Origin of the sequence: Actibacterium sp. XHP0104 (genome assembly GCF_025751515.1) — a bacterium.
GTDB lineage: Bacteria > Pseudomonadota > Alphaproteobacteria > Rhodobacterales > Rhodobacteraceae > Actibacterium_D.
The window spans coordinates 242,851-255,434 of the sequence record NZ_JAOWLE010000001.1; the positions used below are offsets into that span (position 1 = coordinate 242,851).

The following is a 12,584-nucleotide window of genomic DNA, read 5'->3' on the forward strand; positions in this document are numbered from 1 at the left end:
CTTACTGGGCCACGCCGTAGCGGGCGGTCCAGTCTTCGGCCAGTTTCACCGCCCAGCTGGGATGCGGCTCGGGCAGGGCGGCGCCCAGCTCGGCCGGGGTCAGCGTGGCGATGCCAAGATCAAGCGCATCAAAGGCGGCGCGTTGGTCGTCGGTCAGCGTGGCCATGTCCAGGACCGTGCCATAGCCCAGCACATTGGGGTCCTGCGCGCGGGTCTGGGCCTCGGGCGAGAGCAGGAAATCGGCCAGAACCATCGCGCCGGCCTTGGCATTGGCGTTGTAGGGAATGGCGACAAAGCTGGCATTGCCGATGGTCCCGCCGTCCAGCACAAAGCTGCGCACGCTGTCGGGCAGCTGGCCGTTGGCGATGGCGGTCGAGGCCTCGCCGGGGCTGAAGGAAATGGCCAGGTCGATCTCGCCGTCGGACATCAGCTGTAGCTGGCGCGGGCCGGTCTGCGGATAGGCGCGGCCCTCGCGCCACAGGTTGGGGGTAAGGTCATCAAGCCAGGCCCAAAGCGGCGCGGTGACGGCATCGTAATCGACCGCGTCAACGGGCTGTTGCAGCAAGGCCGGGTCTGCGGCCAGATCGTAAAGCGCCTGTTTCAGGAAGGTCGTGCCCAGGAAATCGGGCGGCTGCGGAAAGGTGAACCGGCCCGGATTGGCGGCGGCCCAGTCGGCCAGCGCGGCGGCCGATTTCGGAGGCTCGGGCAGATGCGCGGTGTCGTGGTAGAACACCACCTGCGCCATGGCCCAGGGGCTTTCAAGGCCCTCGGTCGGCACGGTGAAATCGCTGGTCACGGCCGGTTTTCCGGCCACGTCGACATAGCGCCAGTTGGGCAGATCCTGCGCCCAGGGGCCGAACAGCAGGCCGGCCTCTTTCATCGCGGCGAAATTGGCGCCGTTGATCCAGATCAGGTCGATCGCGCCGCCCTCATCCTTGCCGGCGGTTTTCTCGGCCAGCACGCGGCTGACCGCATCGGCGGTGTCCGACAGTTTCACATGTTCGACGGTGACGCCGTAGCGATCCTGCACCTGCTGACCGGCCCAGGCGATGAAATCATTGGTCGCGGTCGCGCCGCCCCAGGCGTTCCAGTAAACGGTCTGTCCACGGGCCTGTTCCAGAACCGCGTTCCAGTCGGACGGGTCGGGATCGGCAAGGGCGGGGGTGGTCAGGGCGAGGGCGGCGGCGCCAAGGGCGGCGGTCCAACGAAACATTTCTGGCATTCCTCCGGGTTTTGTCGGCTTTCTTGAAACCGTATTACGCGGGCGGGTGCCACACAAAAAATCGTGTAATCCTGCAACTCTATCGCAAGATTTTGCTGTGATCTTGCGGTTGCGCGGCCAAGCCGTGCGCCGCAGGGCCTTGCAGCCGCCCGGACGCGGCCCTAAGACTCTTTTCAGGTTTCCTATCCCTATCATGGGCAAATCCAACAGGCGGGCGAGAATGAACGATCCTATTGATACATACATGAACACCCTGGTTCCGATGGTGGTCGAGCAGACCTCGCGCGGGGAACGGGCATATGACATCTTTTCGCGCCTGCTGAAGGAGCGGATCATTTTCCTGTCGGGCCCGGTGCATGACGGCATGTCCAGCCTGATCGTGGCGCAGCTGCTGCACCTTGAGGCCGAGAACCCCAGCAAGGAAATCAGCATGTATATCAACAGCCCCGGCGGTGTCGTGACCTCGGGCCTGTCGATCTATGACACCATGCAATACATCAAGCCCAAGGTCAGCACGCTGGTCGTGGGGCAGGCGGCCTCGATGGGGTCGCTGCTGCTGGCGGCGGGCGAGCCGGGGATGCGGTTCTCGCTGCCCAACTCGCGCATCATGGTGCACCAGCCCTCGGGCGGCTATCAGGGCCAGGCGACGGATATCATGATCCACGCGCAAGAGACCCAAAAGCTGAAGGACCGGCTGAACAGCATTTATGTCAAGCATACCGGCCGCAAGATGAAAGAGGTCGTGGATGCGCTGGAACGCGACAATTTCATGGATGCCGAGCAGGCCAAGGAATGGGGCCTGATCGACGAGATCGTGGAAAACCGCGCCCGGGGCACCGAAGGCGACAGCTGATCCCCGGATCATTCATCGGGCGCAGCGCGGATTTTTGGCGTTGTGCCCGGAAAATCTCTGGCCTAGGCTGACAGGGTAAACAGTTGGCCGGGCCATCCGCGGATCGCCGCGACACGTGCAAAGCCTCAGAGGAAGACCATGGCGAATAATTCAGGCAGCGACTCGAAAAACACGCTCTACTGCTCGTTTTGCGGCAAGAGCCAGCACGAGGTTCGCAAGCTGATCGCCGGGCCGACGGTGTTCATCTGTGATGAATGCGTCGAACTGTGCATGGACATCATCCGCGAAGAAACCAAATCTTCGGGGCTGAAATCCACCGACGGCGTGCCCACGCCCAAGGAAATCTGCGCGGTTCTCGATGATTACGTGATCGGTCAGATCCACGCCAAGCGCGTGCTGTCGGTCGCCGTTCACAACCATTACAAACGCCTCAACAACGCCGGCAAGACCGGCGAGATTGAACTGGCGAAATCGAACATCCTGCTGATCGGCCCGACGGGCTGTGGCAAGACGCTGCTGGCGCAGACGCTGGCGCGCATTCTGGATGTGCCCTTTACCATGGCCGATGCCACCACGCTGACCGAGGCCGGTTACGTGGGCGAGGATGTGGAAAACATCATCCTCAAGCTGTTGCAGGCCAGCGAATACAATGTCGAACGCGCGCAGCGCGGCATCGTCTATATCGACGAGGTCGACAAGATCACGCGCAAGTCGGACAACCCCTCGATCACCCGCGACGTGTCGGGCGAGGGCGTGCAGCAGGCGCTGTTGAAGATCATGGAAGGCACCGTGGCCTCTGTGCCGCCGCAGGGCGGGCGCAAGCATCCGCAGCAGGAATTCCTGCAGGTGGATACCACCAACATCCTGTTCATCTGCGGTGGTGCGTTTGCCGGTCTCGACAAGATCATCGCGCAGCGCGGCAAGGGCTCGGCCATGGGCTTTGGTGCCGATGTGCGCGATGACAGCAAAAAGACCGTGGGCGAGCATTTCAAGGAGCTCGAGCCCGAGGATCTGTTGAAATTCGGCCTGATCCCCGAATTCGTCGGCCGCCTGCCGGTGATCGCCACGCTTGAGGATCTGGACGAAGAGGCCCTGGTCACCATCCTGACCGAGCCCAAGAACGCCCTGGTCAAGCAGTACCAGCGCCTGTTCGAGCTGGAGGATACCCAGCTGACCTTTACCGAGGATGCGCTGAAAGCCATCGCCAAGCGCGCCATCGAGCGCAAGACCGGCGCGCGCGGCCTGCGCTCGATCATGGAGGATATCCTGCTGGATACCATGTTCGACCTGCCGGGCATGGACGAGGTGACCGAGGTGGTCGTCAACGAAGAGGCCGTTATTCACTCGGAGGCCAAGCCGCTGATGATCTATGCCGAGAGCAAGAAAGAAGGCGCCAGCGCCGGCTAGGCGCGGCCGACATGAGACAACGGAAAGGGTGGCTTTGGCCGCCCTTTTTCTTTGGCGGATGGGGCTTGCCCGGCGGCCAAGGTTTGAGTATCCGGCGGATCATCTGCTGCGGCGGATCTGGCCGCCGCGGCCTATCATTCAGAGGAAGAATTCATGTCACGCGAACTGATTTCGTCGGGGTCCCCTTTCGAGGCCGAGATCGGCTATTCCCGCGCCGTGGTCTGTGACGGCTGGGTGTTCGTATCGGGCACCACCGGCTATGACTATGCCACCATGTCGATGCCCGAAGACGTGGCCGACCAGTGCCGCAACGCGCTGAACACCATTGCCGGGGCGCTGGCCAAGGCCGGCACCGAGATGACCGATGTGGTGCGCGTGCGCTATATCCTGCCCGACGGACAGGACTTTCAGAAATGCTGGCCCGTGCTCAAAGAGTTCTTTGGCGAGGTGCGCCCGGCCGCAACGATGATCTCGTGCCCGCTGATGGAACCCGAGATGAAAATCGAAATCGAAGTCACCGCGCGGCAGCCGCAACAGGCGTGATCATGCCATAGGCACTGGACCTCGGCGCGCACATGGTCCATATGAATAGGAACGACTGCCGGAGGTTTTCATGGGCATTATCAGAACCGCTCTTCGTCTTGTGACCTGGTGGAACGACCAGACGCTGGGAACCCAGCTGTTCACCTCGCGCAAGGGGGTGAAAGTGGGCGAGGATAACCAGGGCAACGTCTATTATGAAACCCGTGACGGCAAGCGCCGCTGGGTGATCTATAACGGCGAGGTCGAGGCCAGCCGCGTAGGCCCCGAATGGCATGGCTGGCTGCATTTCACCTTTGCCGAGCCGCCCACCAAGGCCCCTTTCGTGCACAAGACCTGGGAAAAGCCGCATCAGGAAAACCTGACCGGCACCGCGCTGGCCTATGCGCCCTCCGGGTCGATCCGTCAGGCCTCGCCTGCCGCGCGTGCCGATTACGAGGCATGGCAGCCGGAATAGGCTAAGATGTCTGAAAACAAAGCAGAAATTCTGGTTGGTGGCGCTGTTCTCGCGGTTGCGGCGGGGTTTCTGTATTACCTGACCAGCACCACCGGTATCGGTGGCCAAGGGGCCGACAGCTACGAGCTGACGGCCTCGTTCCGGTCGATTCAGGGCGTGTCAGTGGGCACCGATGTGATGATGGCCGGCGTCAAGGTCGGCACGGTCACCTCGCTCGAGCTGAACCCCCAGACCTTTCGCGCCGATGCCCGGTTCTCCGTGCCGCAAGAGCTGGAACTGCCCGATGACAGCGCGATCCTGATTTCGTCCGAGGGGCTGTTGGGTGGCAATTTCGTCGAGATCGTTCCCGGCGGGTCGCCTTTCAACCTGGAACCCGGCGCCGAGATCGAAGACACCCAGGGCGCGGTCAGCCTTGTGACCCTGCTGATGAAATTCGCAGCCGGCGGAGGCGAGGGCGAGTCGGAGACGGTGGAATGACCCGTCTTGCGGCCCTGTTCTGGGTGATGCTGGGCCTGCCGGCGCTGGCGCAACAGGGGGCGATTGAGGTCGCGCCGCTGGAAGAGCCCGCAGCCGAGACCGAGCCCTTTGTCCCCGATTACTCTGCTCCCGGTTTCGTGCCGGCCGATCGTGGCGATATCGGCTTTCGTGGCGAGGTCATCATTCCCAATATCGAGGAAGAGCGCGCCGAGACCGCCTCTGGGGGCATTGTGCGCGTGCTGGATCGTGTGTCGGGGCGGCTGAGCGATCTGGAACTGGCGAATGGCCAGACCACCACGATGGGACGGATCGAGATTTCGCTTAGTGAATGCCGCTATCCGGCCGATAACCCGGCGTCGGATGCCTATGCCTATCTGACGATCCGCAATGCCGGCGAGGCGGCGCAGGTGTTCGAGGGGTGGATGATCGCCTCTAGTCCCGCGCTGAACGCGCTGGACCATTCGCGCTATGACGTCTGGGTCATGCGCTGCACCAGCTCCTGAGGTGAGGGCGTCGCGGGGCGGTTGAAATGCCCCGCCACCCGTAGCGCATTGGCCAGCATGGTGCGATAGTGCGCGCGCGGGATTTCGACCCCGCCAAGGCTGGCCAGATGCGGCGTCAGGAATTGCGTGTCGAGCAGGCGATAGCCGCCCTGGCGCAGCCGGTCGACCAGATAGGCCAGCGCGATCTTTGACGCGTCGCGGCGGCGCGAGAACATGCTTTCCCCGAAAAACGCCCCCATCAGCGCCACGCCATAGCAGCCGCCGATCAGCTCGTCGCCGTCCCAGATCTCGATCGAATGGGCGTATCCCATCTGGTGCAGTTGCATGTAGAGGTCATAGATCGTGTCGTTGATCCAGGTTTCGTCGCGTGCGGCGCAGGCCTGCACGACCGCCGCGAAATCGCGGTCGACATAAACCTGGTGGGGGCTTTGACGGATGGTCTTGCGCAGGGATCGCGACAGGTGGAACCCGTCAAGCGGCAGGATGCCCCGCTCGCGCGGATCGACCCAGAAGATCTCCGGGTCGTCGCGCGAGTCGGACATCGGGAAAATCCCGGCCGCGTAGGCATTGAGCAACAGGTCTGGAGTCAGCTCCAGATCGCTCATCCGGGGTTACCCCTGCAGGTTGGTTTCCAGCCAGTGTTCCAGCCAGTGGATGTCGTAATTGCCCGAATGGATATCGGGCTCGTCCAGCAGGGCGTGGAACAGCGGCAGCGTGGTGTCGATGCCGTCGATGATCAGCTCGCTGAGCGCACGTTTAAGGCGCGACAGCGCCTCGGGGCGGTCGCGCCCGTGCACGATCAGCTTGCCGATCAGGCTGTCGTAATAGGGCGGGATCGAATAGCCGGTATAAAGCGCCGAATCCATCCGCACACCCAGACCGCCCGGCGCGTGGAACGCGGTGATCTTGCCCGGGCAGGGGGTGAATTTCGGCAGTTTCTCGGCGTTGATCCGCACCTCGATGGCGTGGCCGTTCAGTTCCAGATCGTCCTGGGAAAAGGACAGCGAGTGCCCTTCGGCCACACGGATCTGTTCACGCACCAGGTCGACGCCAAAGATACCTTCGGTGACCGGGTGTTCGACCTGAAGGCGGGTGTTCATCTCGATGAAATAGAACTCGCCATTCTCATACAGAAACTCGATCGTGCCGGCGCCGATATAGTTGATCTGGGCCACGGCGTCGGCGCAGATCTGGCCGATGCGGGCGCGGGTTTCGGCGTCGATGGCGGGGCCGGGGGCCTCTTCAAAGACTTTCTGGTGGCGGCGCTGCAGAGAGCAGTCGCGTTCGCCCAGATGCACGGCCTTGCCCTTGCCGTCGCCAAAGACCTGGATCTCGATATGACGGGGCTTGCCGAGATATTTCTCGATATAGACCTCGTCATTGCCGAAGGCGGCCTTGGATTCCGAACGCGCGGTCTGGAATGCGGTGTCGATATCCTTGGCGGTCTTGGCCAGCTTCATGCCGCGGCCGCCACCACCGGCGGTGGCCTTGACGATGACCGGATAGCCGATTTCCTCGGCGACCTTGCGGGCCTCTTCAAGGGTGGGCACGCCGCCGTCCGAGCCGGGCACACAGGGCACGCCCAGGTTCTTCATGGTGTCCTTGGCGGTGATCTTGTCGCCCATCATGCGGATATGTTCGGCGGTGGGGCCGATAAAGGCGATATCGTGATCCTCGAGCACCTGAACGAAATTGGCGTTCTCGGACAAGAAGCCATAGCCCGGATGGATCGCATCCGCGCCGGTGATCTCGCAGGCCGAGATGATGGCGGGTACGGACAGGTAGCTTTGGTTGCCGGGGGCGGGGCCGATGCACACGGCCTCGTCGGCCATGCGCACATGCATCGCGTCGGCATCGGCGGTGGAATGCACCGCGACCGACTTGATCCCCATCTCGCGGCAGGCGCGGATCACCCGCAGTGCGATTTCCCCACGGTTGGCGATCAGGATTTTCTCGAACATGATCGTCGCCTTATTCGATGATCATCAGGGGCGCGCCGTACTCGACCGGGGTGCCGTCTTCGACCAGGATGCGCTTGACGGTGCCGGCACGCGGCGAGGGGATCTGGTTCATCGTCTTCATCGCCTCGATGATCAGCACGGTCTGGCCTTCGCTGACGGTATCACCGACCGCGACAAAGGATTTCGCGCCGGGTTCGGGCTGAAGATAGGCGGTGCCGACCATCGGAGAGGTCACAGCGCCCGGATGCTGGGCGGGATCACCCGAAGAGGGGGCGGCGTCGGCTGCGGGGGCCGCGGGCGCGGCGGGGGCCGCTGCGGCGACAGGCGCCGGGGCCGCGGCGATGGTGGTTACCACCTGCTGCTGGCGGGCGACGCGCACGTCCAGGCTGTCGTCTTCGCCGTATTCACGTTTCACCTGCAGCTCGGTCAGGTCGTTGTCACGCAGCAATTCTGCGAGTGCCTGAACGAAAGCCACATCCGCTTCGTGGGAGTGTTTAGTCATGCCGTCCTCGATCGGTGATCATTGGCCCGCTGGATGCGGGTCTGCATTCGTATGTGGGCCGCTTATACGCCAGCGCAAGGCCAAGGAAAAGCGTTCCAACCCGATTTATGGCCCGCTTCGCCGCCCTGCGCCAGAGGGGACATGCCCGGAAACCGATGAAAAGCGGGAGAAATCGCGCGTTCAGGGGTTCAGCAGCCGGGTGAAAAGCGTTGTCAGATAGGTTTCGGCCTCGGGAAAGGGGTCTTGGTCGGCGCCCCCCAGCGTGGCCCGCACCTGGGTGTCGAAATCGGCGTAATGCTGGGTCATGGCCCAGATCGAAAAGATCAGGTGATAGGGGTGCAAGGGCGGAATACGGCCCTGATCGGCCCAGTCGGCGATGACGGCGGCCTTTTCATCGACCAGCGTTTTCATCTCGGTCTGGATCATCTCGCCGATATGGGGCGCGCCTTGCAGAACCTCATTGGCGAAAAGCCGGCTTTCGCGGGGGTATTCGCGGCTCATCTCCAGCTTGCGGCGCACATAGGTCAGGATTTCCTCGACCGGGTCGCCATCGGGATTCATGGACCGCAGGGGGGCCGTCCAGTGGCCCAGCAGGCCGCTCAGCAATGCCGAGTGGATGGCCTCTTTGGTGGGGAAGTAATACAGCAGGTTCGGTTTCGACAGCCCGGCCGACTGGGCGATCTGATCCAGCGTGGCGCCGCGAAACCCGTATTGCGAAAAGACATCCAGCGCGGCCTCGAGAATGGCCTGGCGGTTCTTTCGCTGGATGCGTGTGCGCTGTTGGTCATGCGGCATCTGTTCGCTCCGTCCTGGCGCGGCGGCGGCCCGCCGCATGGCGCTTTCAGCACAGCGTTGGTCGGACCTGCGCTTGACTGCCCCTCTAGCTCTGCTAGCGTGATCCTGACCAATTGGTCAAACAAAAACGATATGCTGGCCCGCCGAGGGCCGATCCCTTTGACTGTCGGAGACCCTAGATGGCGCTTGATCGCAAACCCGTGCCCAATGACCTGTCGGCATTCTGGATGCCGTTCACCGCGAACCGGCAGTTCAAGAAGGCGCCGCGGATGTTCGTTTCGGCCGACCGGATGACCTATAAGACATCCGATGGCCGCGATGTTCTGGATGGCACGGCCGGGCTGTGGTGCTGTAACGCGGGCCACAACCGCCCCAAGATCGTCGAGGCGATCCGCCAGCAGGCCGGAGAGCTGGACTATGCCCCCGCCTTCCAGATGGGCCACCCCAAGGCGTTCGAACTGGCCACCGCGCTGCGCGACATGTCGCCCGACGGGATGGAACATGTGTTCTTTACCAACTCGGGGTCTGAATCGGTTGAAACCGCGCTGAAGATCGCGCTGGCCTATCACCGCGCCCGCGGCGACGGGGCGCGCACCCGCCTGATCGGGCGCGAGCGCGGCTATCACGGCGTCAATTTCGGCGGCATTTCGGTGGGCGGCATCGTCAACAACCGCAAGGTTTTCGGCAGCCTGCTGACCGGGGTCGATCACCTGCCGCATACCCATCTGCCCGAGAACGCCTTTACCCGCGGCCAGCCCGAACACGGCGCCCATCTGGCCGACGACCTGGAACGCATCGTCGCCCTGCACGGGGCCGAGACCATCGCCGCCGTCATCGTCGAACCCATGGCCGGATCGACGGGCGTGCTGCTGCCGCCCAAGGGCTATCTGGAAAAGCTGCGCGAGATCTGCACCCGCCACGGCATCCTGCTGATTTTTGACGAGGTGATCACCGGGTTTGGCCGGCTGGGGTCGTCCTTTGCGGCCGAACATTTCGGCGTTATGCCCGACATGATCACCACGGCCAAGGGCCTGACCAACGGGGTGATCCCGATGGGCGCGGTGCTGACCACTGCGGCGATTCACGATGCCTTCATGCAGGGCCCGGAACACATGATCGAGCTGTTCCACGGCTATACCTATTCGGGCAGCCCGATCGCGGCTGCCGCCGGCCTTGCGACGCTGGAAACCTATCGCGAAGAGGGTCTGTTCGAGCGCGCCGCCGAGCTAGCCCCCTATTGGGAGGACGCGCTGCATTCGCTGAAAGGCGTGCGCCACGTGATCGACATTCGCAACATGGGCCTGATCGGCGCGATCGAATTGCAGCCGATCGCCGGAGAGCCGACCAAGCGCGCCTTCCAGGCCTTCCTCGATTGTTACGATCGCGGCGTGCTGATCCGCACCACCGGCGACATCATCGCCATGTCGCCGCCGCTGATCATCGAGAAATCGCATATCGACCAGCTGATCGGCACGTTGCGGGATGTGTTGCAGAACCTCGATTAACCAATCGGGATGGGGGCAGACCAAGAAGGCAGACCATGACGACAAGAATGATACCACTGATGCTCGCTGGCCTGGTGCTGGCGGGCTGCATGTCCACCCAGCCCACGCCCTATATTTCCGAAAAGGCGCGCGCGGCGTTGAAACCGGGCACCGATCTTTCCACCGTGTGGCGGCGAGATGACGGGTGCTATTTCATCCAGACCCGGGACGAGCTGACCGGCTATCTGATCATGGTCAGGGATGAGACCGGCAGGCAGGTTTGCGACGACGTGTAACGCGATGGAAATGAACGGAAAAGGGCGCCTTAAGGCGCCCTTTTTCATGGCCGGTGGCCCGAAAAAAACGGGCCGGTACAAGACCGGCCCGAGGGTGAGGCTGGCGGAAACCAGCCCCAGGGGAAATTTATTCGCTGCGGTTCATGCGGTTCTCGATCAGATCGTCGACAACCGAAGGATCCGCCAGGGTCGAGGTGTCGCCCAGTGCGCCATAGTCGTTTTCGGCGATCTTGCGCAGGATGCGGCGCATGATCTTGCCCGACCGGGTTTTCGGCAGGCCGGGGGCCCACTGAATGAGGTCGGGGCTGGCGATCGGGCCGATCTCGGTGCGGACCCAGGTGCGCAGCTCTTTCTTGAGCTCGTCGGTGGGCTCGACCCCGTTCATCAGGGTGACGTAGCAATAGATGCCCTGGCCCTTGATGTCGTGCGGATAGCCAACCACGGCGGCCTCGGCGACCATGGCGTGGGCGACCAGGGCGCTTTCCACCTCGGCGGTGCCCATGCGGTGGCCCGACACGTTGATCACGTCATCGACGCGGCCGGTGATCCAATAGTCGCCATCGGCGTCGCGGCGGCAGCCGTCACCGGCAAAGTAGTAGCCCTTGTAATCCGAGAAATAGGTTTTCTCGAACCGCTCGTGGTCTTGCCAGACGGTGCGCATCTGCGACGGCCAGCTGTCTTTCATGCACAGCACGCCCTCGGTCGGGTAGGAGTGGATTTCCTCGCCCGACTGCGGGTCCAGAACCACCGGCTGCACGCCAAAGAACGGCTTCATCGCCGAGCCGGGTTTCAGCGCATGGGCGCCCGGCAGCGGGGTCAGCAGGTGGCCGCCGGTTTCGGTCTGCCACCAGGTGTCGACGATAGGGCAGTTCCCTTTGCCGATGACCTCGTTATACCAGTTCCAGGCTTCGGGGTTGATCGGCTCGCCCACGGTGCCCAGCACGCGCAGCGACGACAGATCACATTTTTCCACAAAGCTGTTGCCCTGGCCCATCAGCGCGCGCAGCGCGGTGGGGGCGGTGTAGAACTGGTTGACCTTGTGCTTTTCGCAGACTTCCCAGAAGCGCGATGCGTCGGGGTAGGTCGGCACACCTTCGAACATCAGCGTGGTCGCGCCGTTGGCCAGCGGGCCGTAGACGATATAGCTGTGGCCGGTGACCCAACCCACGTCGGCGGTACACCAGTAGATGTCGCCCTCGTGGTAATCGAAGACATATTCATGGGTGATGGCCGCATAAAGCAGATAGCCGCCCGAGCAATGCACAACACCCTTGGGCTGTCCGGTCGAGCCCGAGGTGTAGAGGATGAACAGCGGGTCTTCGGCGTTCATCTCGGCGGGGGCGCAATAGTCGTCGGCCTCAAGCGCCATTTCGTTATAGTCGTAGTCACGGCCGTCGACCCAGGTGGTCTGACCGCCGGTGCGTTTCACGACCAGGCATTTGACCGTGTCCTTGCAATGCAGCAGGGCGGCGTCGGCGTTCGATTTCAGCGGGGTCTTGCGGCCGCCGCGCGGGGCATAGTCGGCGGTGATCACGACCTTGGCGTCCGAGCCGTTGATACGGGCGGCCAGCGCGTCAGGCGAGAAGCCGGCGAACACGATCGAGTGGATCGCGCCGATACGGGCACAGGCCAGCATGGCATAGGCGGCTTCGGGGATCATCGGCAGATAGATGACAACGCGGTCGCCCTTGCGCACACCCATGCTTTCGAAGATGTTCGCCATCTTGCAGACGCTGCTGTGCAGCTGCTTGTAGGTGATGTGCTGGGCGGCTTCGTTCGGATCATCGGGTTCAAAGATGATCGCGGTCTGGTCGCCGCGGGTTTCAAGGTGACGGTCGATACAGTTGGCCGAAACGTTCAGCGTGCCGTCTTCGAACCATTTGATCGAAACATTGCCCGGTGCGAACGATGTGTTCTTCACCTTCGTGTAGGGCTTTATCCAGTCCAGGCGCTTGCCGTGTTCACCCCAGAAAGCATCCGGGTCGGCGATCGAAGCCGCATACATTTCCTCGTATTTCTCGGAATTGATGTGGGCCTTTTTCACCATTTCGGCACTGGGCGGATAAGTCGTGTCACTCATGGGTTAT

14 protein-coding genes are annotated in these 12,584 nt (G+C 62.8%); 8 read left to right on the forward strand and 6 right to left on the reverse strand.

Annotated features, from left to right (window positions below):
* Position 1: 1 nt before the first annotated feature.
* On the reverse strand, positions 2–1,213 hold the full coding sequence (locus tag OE856_RS01225; protein ID WP_263714226.1) for an ABC transporter substrate-binding protein: 1,212 nt from the start codon (positions 1,211–1,213) through the stop codon (positions 2–4).
* 229 nt (positions 1,214–1,442) lie between these two features.
* Between OE856_RS01225 and OE856_RS01230 the strand changes: the two genes are divergently transcribed.
* The 6 genes from OE856_RS01230 (at position 1,443) to OE856_RS13715 (ending at position 5,459) form a co-directional block, all read left to right on the forward strand.
* The gene (locus OE856_RS01230) at positions 1,443–2,075 is read left to right on the forward strand and encodes an ATP-dependent Clp protease proteolytic subunit (protein ID WP_263714227.1); all 633 of its coding nucleotides are present in this window, start codon (positions 1,443–1,445) and stop codon (positions 2,073–2,075) included.
* Between the two features lie 138 nt (positions 2,076–2,213).
* Positions 2,214–3,482, forward strand: coding sequence for an ATP-dependent Clp protease ATP-binding subunit ClpX (gene clpX / locus OE856_RS01235; RefSeq protein WP_263714228.1), 1,269 nt, complete (start codon positions 2,214–2,216; stop codon positions 3,480–3,482).
* A 153-nt stretch (positions 3,483–3,635) separates the two neighbouring features.
* A complete protein-coding gene (locus OE856_RS01240) occupies positions 3,636–4,025 on the forward strand; it encodes a RidA family protein (protein WP_263714229.1) in 390 nt (129 codons plus the stop codon).
* 70 nt (positions 4,026–4,095) lie between these two features.
* The gene (locus OE856_RS01245) at positions 4,096–4,479 is read left to right on the forward strand and encodes an NADH:ubiquinone oxidoreductase subunit NDUFA12 (protein WP_263714230.1); all 384 of its coding nucleotides are present in this window, start codon (positions 4,096–4,098) and stop codon (positions 4,477–4,479) included.
* 6 nt (positions 4,480–4,485) lie between these two features.
* Positions 4,486–4,956: an outer membrane lipid asymmetry maintenance protein MlaD gene (mlaD, locus tag OE856_RS01250; protein WP_263714231.1), complete on the forward strand. Its 471-nt coding sequence runs from the start codon at positions 4,486–4,488 to the stop codon at positions 4,954–4,956.
* Positions 4,953–5,459, forward strand: coding sequence for a DUF2155 domain-containing protein (locus tag OE856_RS13715; protein ID WP_318527609.1), 507 nt, complete (start codon positions 4,953–4,955; stop codon positions 5,457–5,459). Before mlaD ends, OE856_RS13715 begins: the two co-directional genes overlap by 4 nt.
* Here the strand turns inward: OE856_RS13715 and aat are convergent.
* From aat to OE856_RS01275, 4 genes are all read right to left on the reverse strand, one after another.
* On the reverse strand, positions 5,423–6,055 hold the full coding sequence (gene aat / locus OE856_RS01260; protein ID WP_263714827.1) for a leucyl/phenylalanyl-tRNA--protein transferase: 633 nt from the start codon (positions 6,053–6,055) through the stop codon (positions 5,423–5,425). The two genes, OE856_RS13715 and aat, sit on opposite strands and share 37 nt — an antisense overlap.
* Positions 6,056–6,070: 15 nt before the next feature.
* Positions 6,071–7,420, reverse strand: coding sequence for an acetyl-CoA carboxylase biotin carboxylase subunit (accC, locus tag OE856_RS01265; protein WP_263714232.1), 1,350 nt, complete (start codon positions 7,418–7,420; stop codon positions 6,071–6,073).
* A 10-nt stretch (positions 7,421–7,430) separates the two neighbouring features.
* On the reverse strand, positions 7,431–7,922 hold the full coding sequence (gene accB, locus OE856_RS01270) for an acetyl-CoA carboxylase biotin carboxyl carrier protein (RefSeq protein WP_263714233.1): 492 nt from the start codon (positions 7,920–7,922) through the stop codon (positions 7,431–7,433).
* A gap of 180 nt (positions 7,923–8,102) precedes the next feature.
* Positions 8,103–8,717, reverse strand: a complete 615-nt coding sequence (locus OE856_RS01275) for a TetR family transcriptional regulator C-terminal domain-containing protein (protein WP_263714234.1) — start codon at positions 8,715–8,717, stop codon at positions 8,103–8,105.
* 179 nt (positions 8,718–8,896) lie between these two features.
* Between OE856_RS01275 and OE856_RS01280 the strand changes: the two genes are divergently transcribed.
* Entirely contained in the window at positions 8,897–10,222 is a 1,326-nt protein-coding gene (locus OE856_RS01280; protein ID WP_263714235.1) for an aspartate aminotransferase family protein, read from the forward strand.
* A gap of 59 nt (positions 10,223–10,281) precedes the next feature.
* Positions 10,282–10,497: a hypothetical protein gene (locus OE856_RS01285; RefSeq protein WP_263714236.1), complete on the forward strand. Its 216-nt coding sequence runs from the start codon at positions 10,282–10,284 to the stop codon at positions 10,495–10,497.
* A gap of 127 nt (positions 10,498–10,624) precedes the next feature.
* Here the strand turns inward: OE856_RS01285 and acs are convergent, their stop codons facing one another.
* A complete protein-coding gene (gene acs, locus OE856_RS01290) occupies positions 10,625–12,577 on the reverse strand; it encodes an acetate--CoA ligase (protein ID WP_263714237.1) in 1,953 nt (650 codons plus the stop codon).
* Positions 12,578–12,584 lie beyond the last annotated feature (7 nt).

Excerpts from the sequence above, each read along its gene's own strand:
- OE856_RS01280 (WP_263714235.1), top strand. The coding sequence starts at position 8,897 with ATGGCGCTTGATCGCAAACCCGTGCCCAATGACCTGTCGGCATTCTGG.
- mlaD (WP_263714231.1), top strand. The coding sequence starts at position 4,486 with ATGTCTGAAAACAAAGCAGAAATTCTGGTTGGTGGCGCTGTTCTCGCG.
- accC (WP_263714232.1), bottom strand. The coding sequence starts at position 7,420 with ATGTTCGAGAAAATCCTGATCGCCAACCGTGGGGAAATCGCACTGCGG.
- OE856_RS01285 (WP_263714236.1), top strand. The coding sequence starts at position 10,282 with ATGCTCGCTGGCCTGGTGCTGGCGGGCTGCATGTCCACCCAGCCCACG.
- acs (WP_263714237.1), bottom strand. The coding sequence starts at position 12,577 with ATGAGTGACACGACTTATCCGCCCAGTGCCGAAATGGTGAAAAAGGCC.
- accB (WP_263714233.1), bottom strand. The coding sequence starts at position 7,922 with ATGACTAAACACTCCCACGAAGCGGATGTGGCTTTCGTTCAGGCACTC.
- clpX (WP_263714228.1), top strand. The coding sequence starts at position 2,214 with ATGGCGAATAATTCAGGCAGCGACTCGAAAAACACGCTCTACTGCTCG.
- OE856_RS01240 (WP_263714229.1), top strand. The coding sequence starts at position 3,636 with ATGTCACGCGAACTGATTTCGTCGGGGTCCCCTTTCGAGGCCGAGATC.
- OE856_RS01275 (WP_263714234.1), bottom strand. The coding sequence starts at position 8,717 with ATGCCGCATGACCAACAGCGCACACGCATCCAGCGAAAGAACCGCCAG.
- OE856_RS01230 (WP_263714227.1), top strand. The coding sequence starts at position 1,443 with ATGAACGATCCTATTGATACATACATGAACACCCTGGTTCCGATGGTG.
- OE856_RS13715 (WP_318527609.1), top strand. The coding sequence starts at position 4,953 with ATGACCCGTCTTGCGGCCCTGTTCTGGGTGATGCTGGGCCTGCCGGCG.
- OE856_RS01245 (WP_263714230.1), top strand. The coding sequence starts at position 4,096 with ATGGGCATTATCAGAACCGCTCTTCGTCTTGTGACCTGGTGGAACGAC.
- OE856_RS01225 (WP_263714226.1), bottom strand. The coding sequence starts at position 1,213 with ATGTTTCGTTGGACCGCCGCCCTTGGCGCCGCCGCCCTCGCCCTGACC.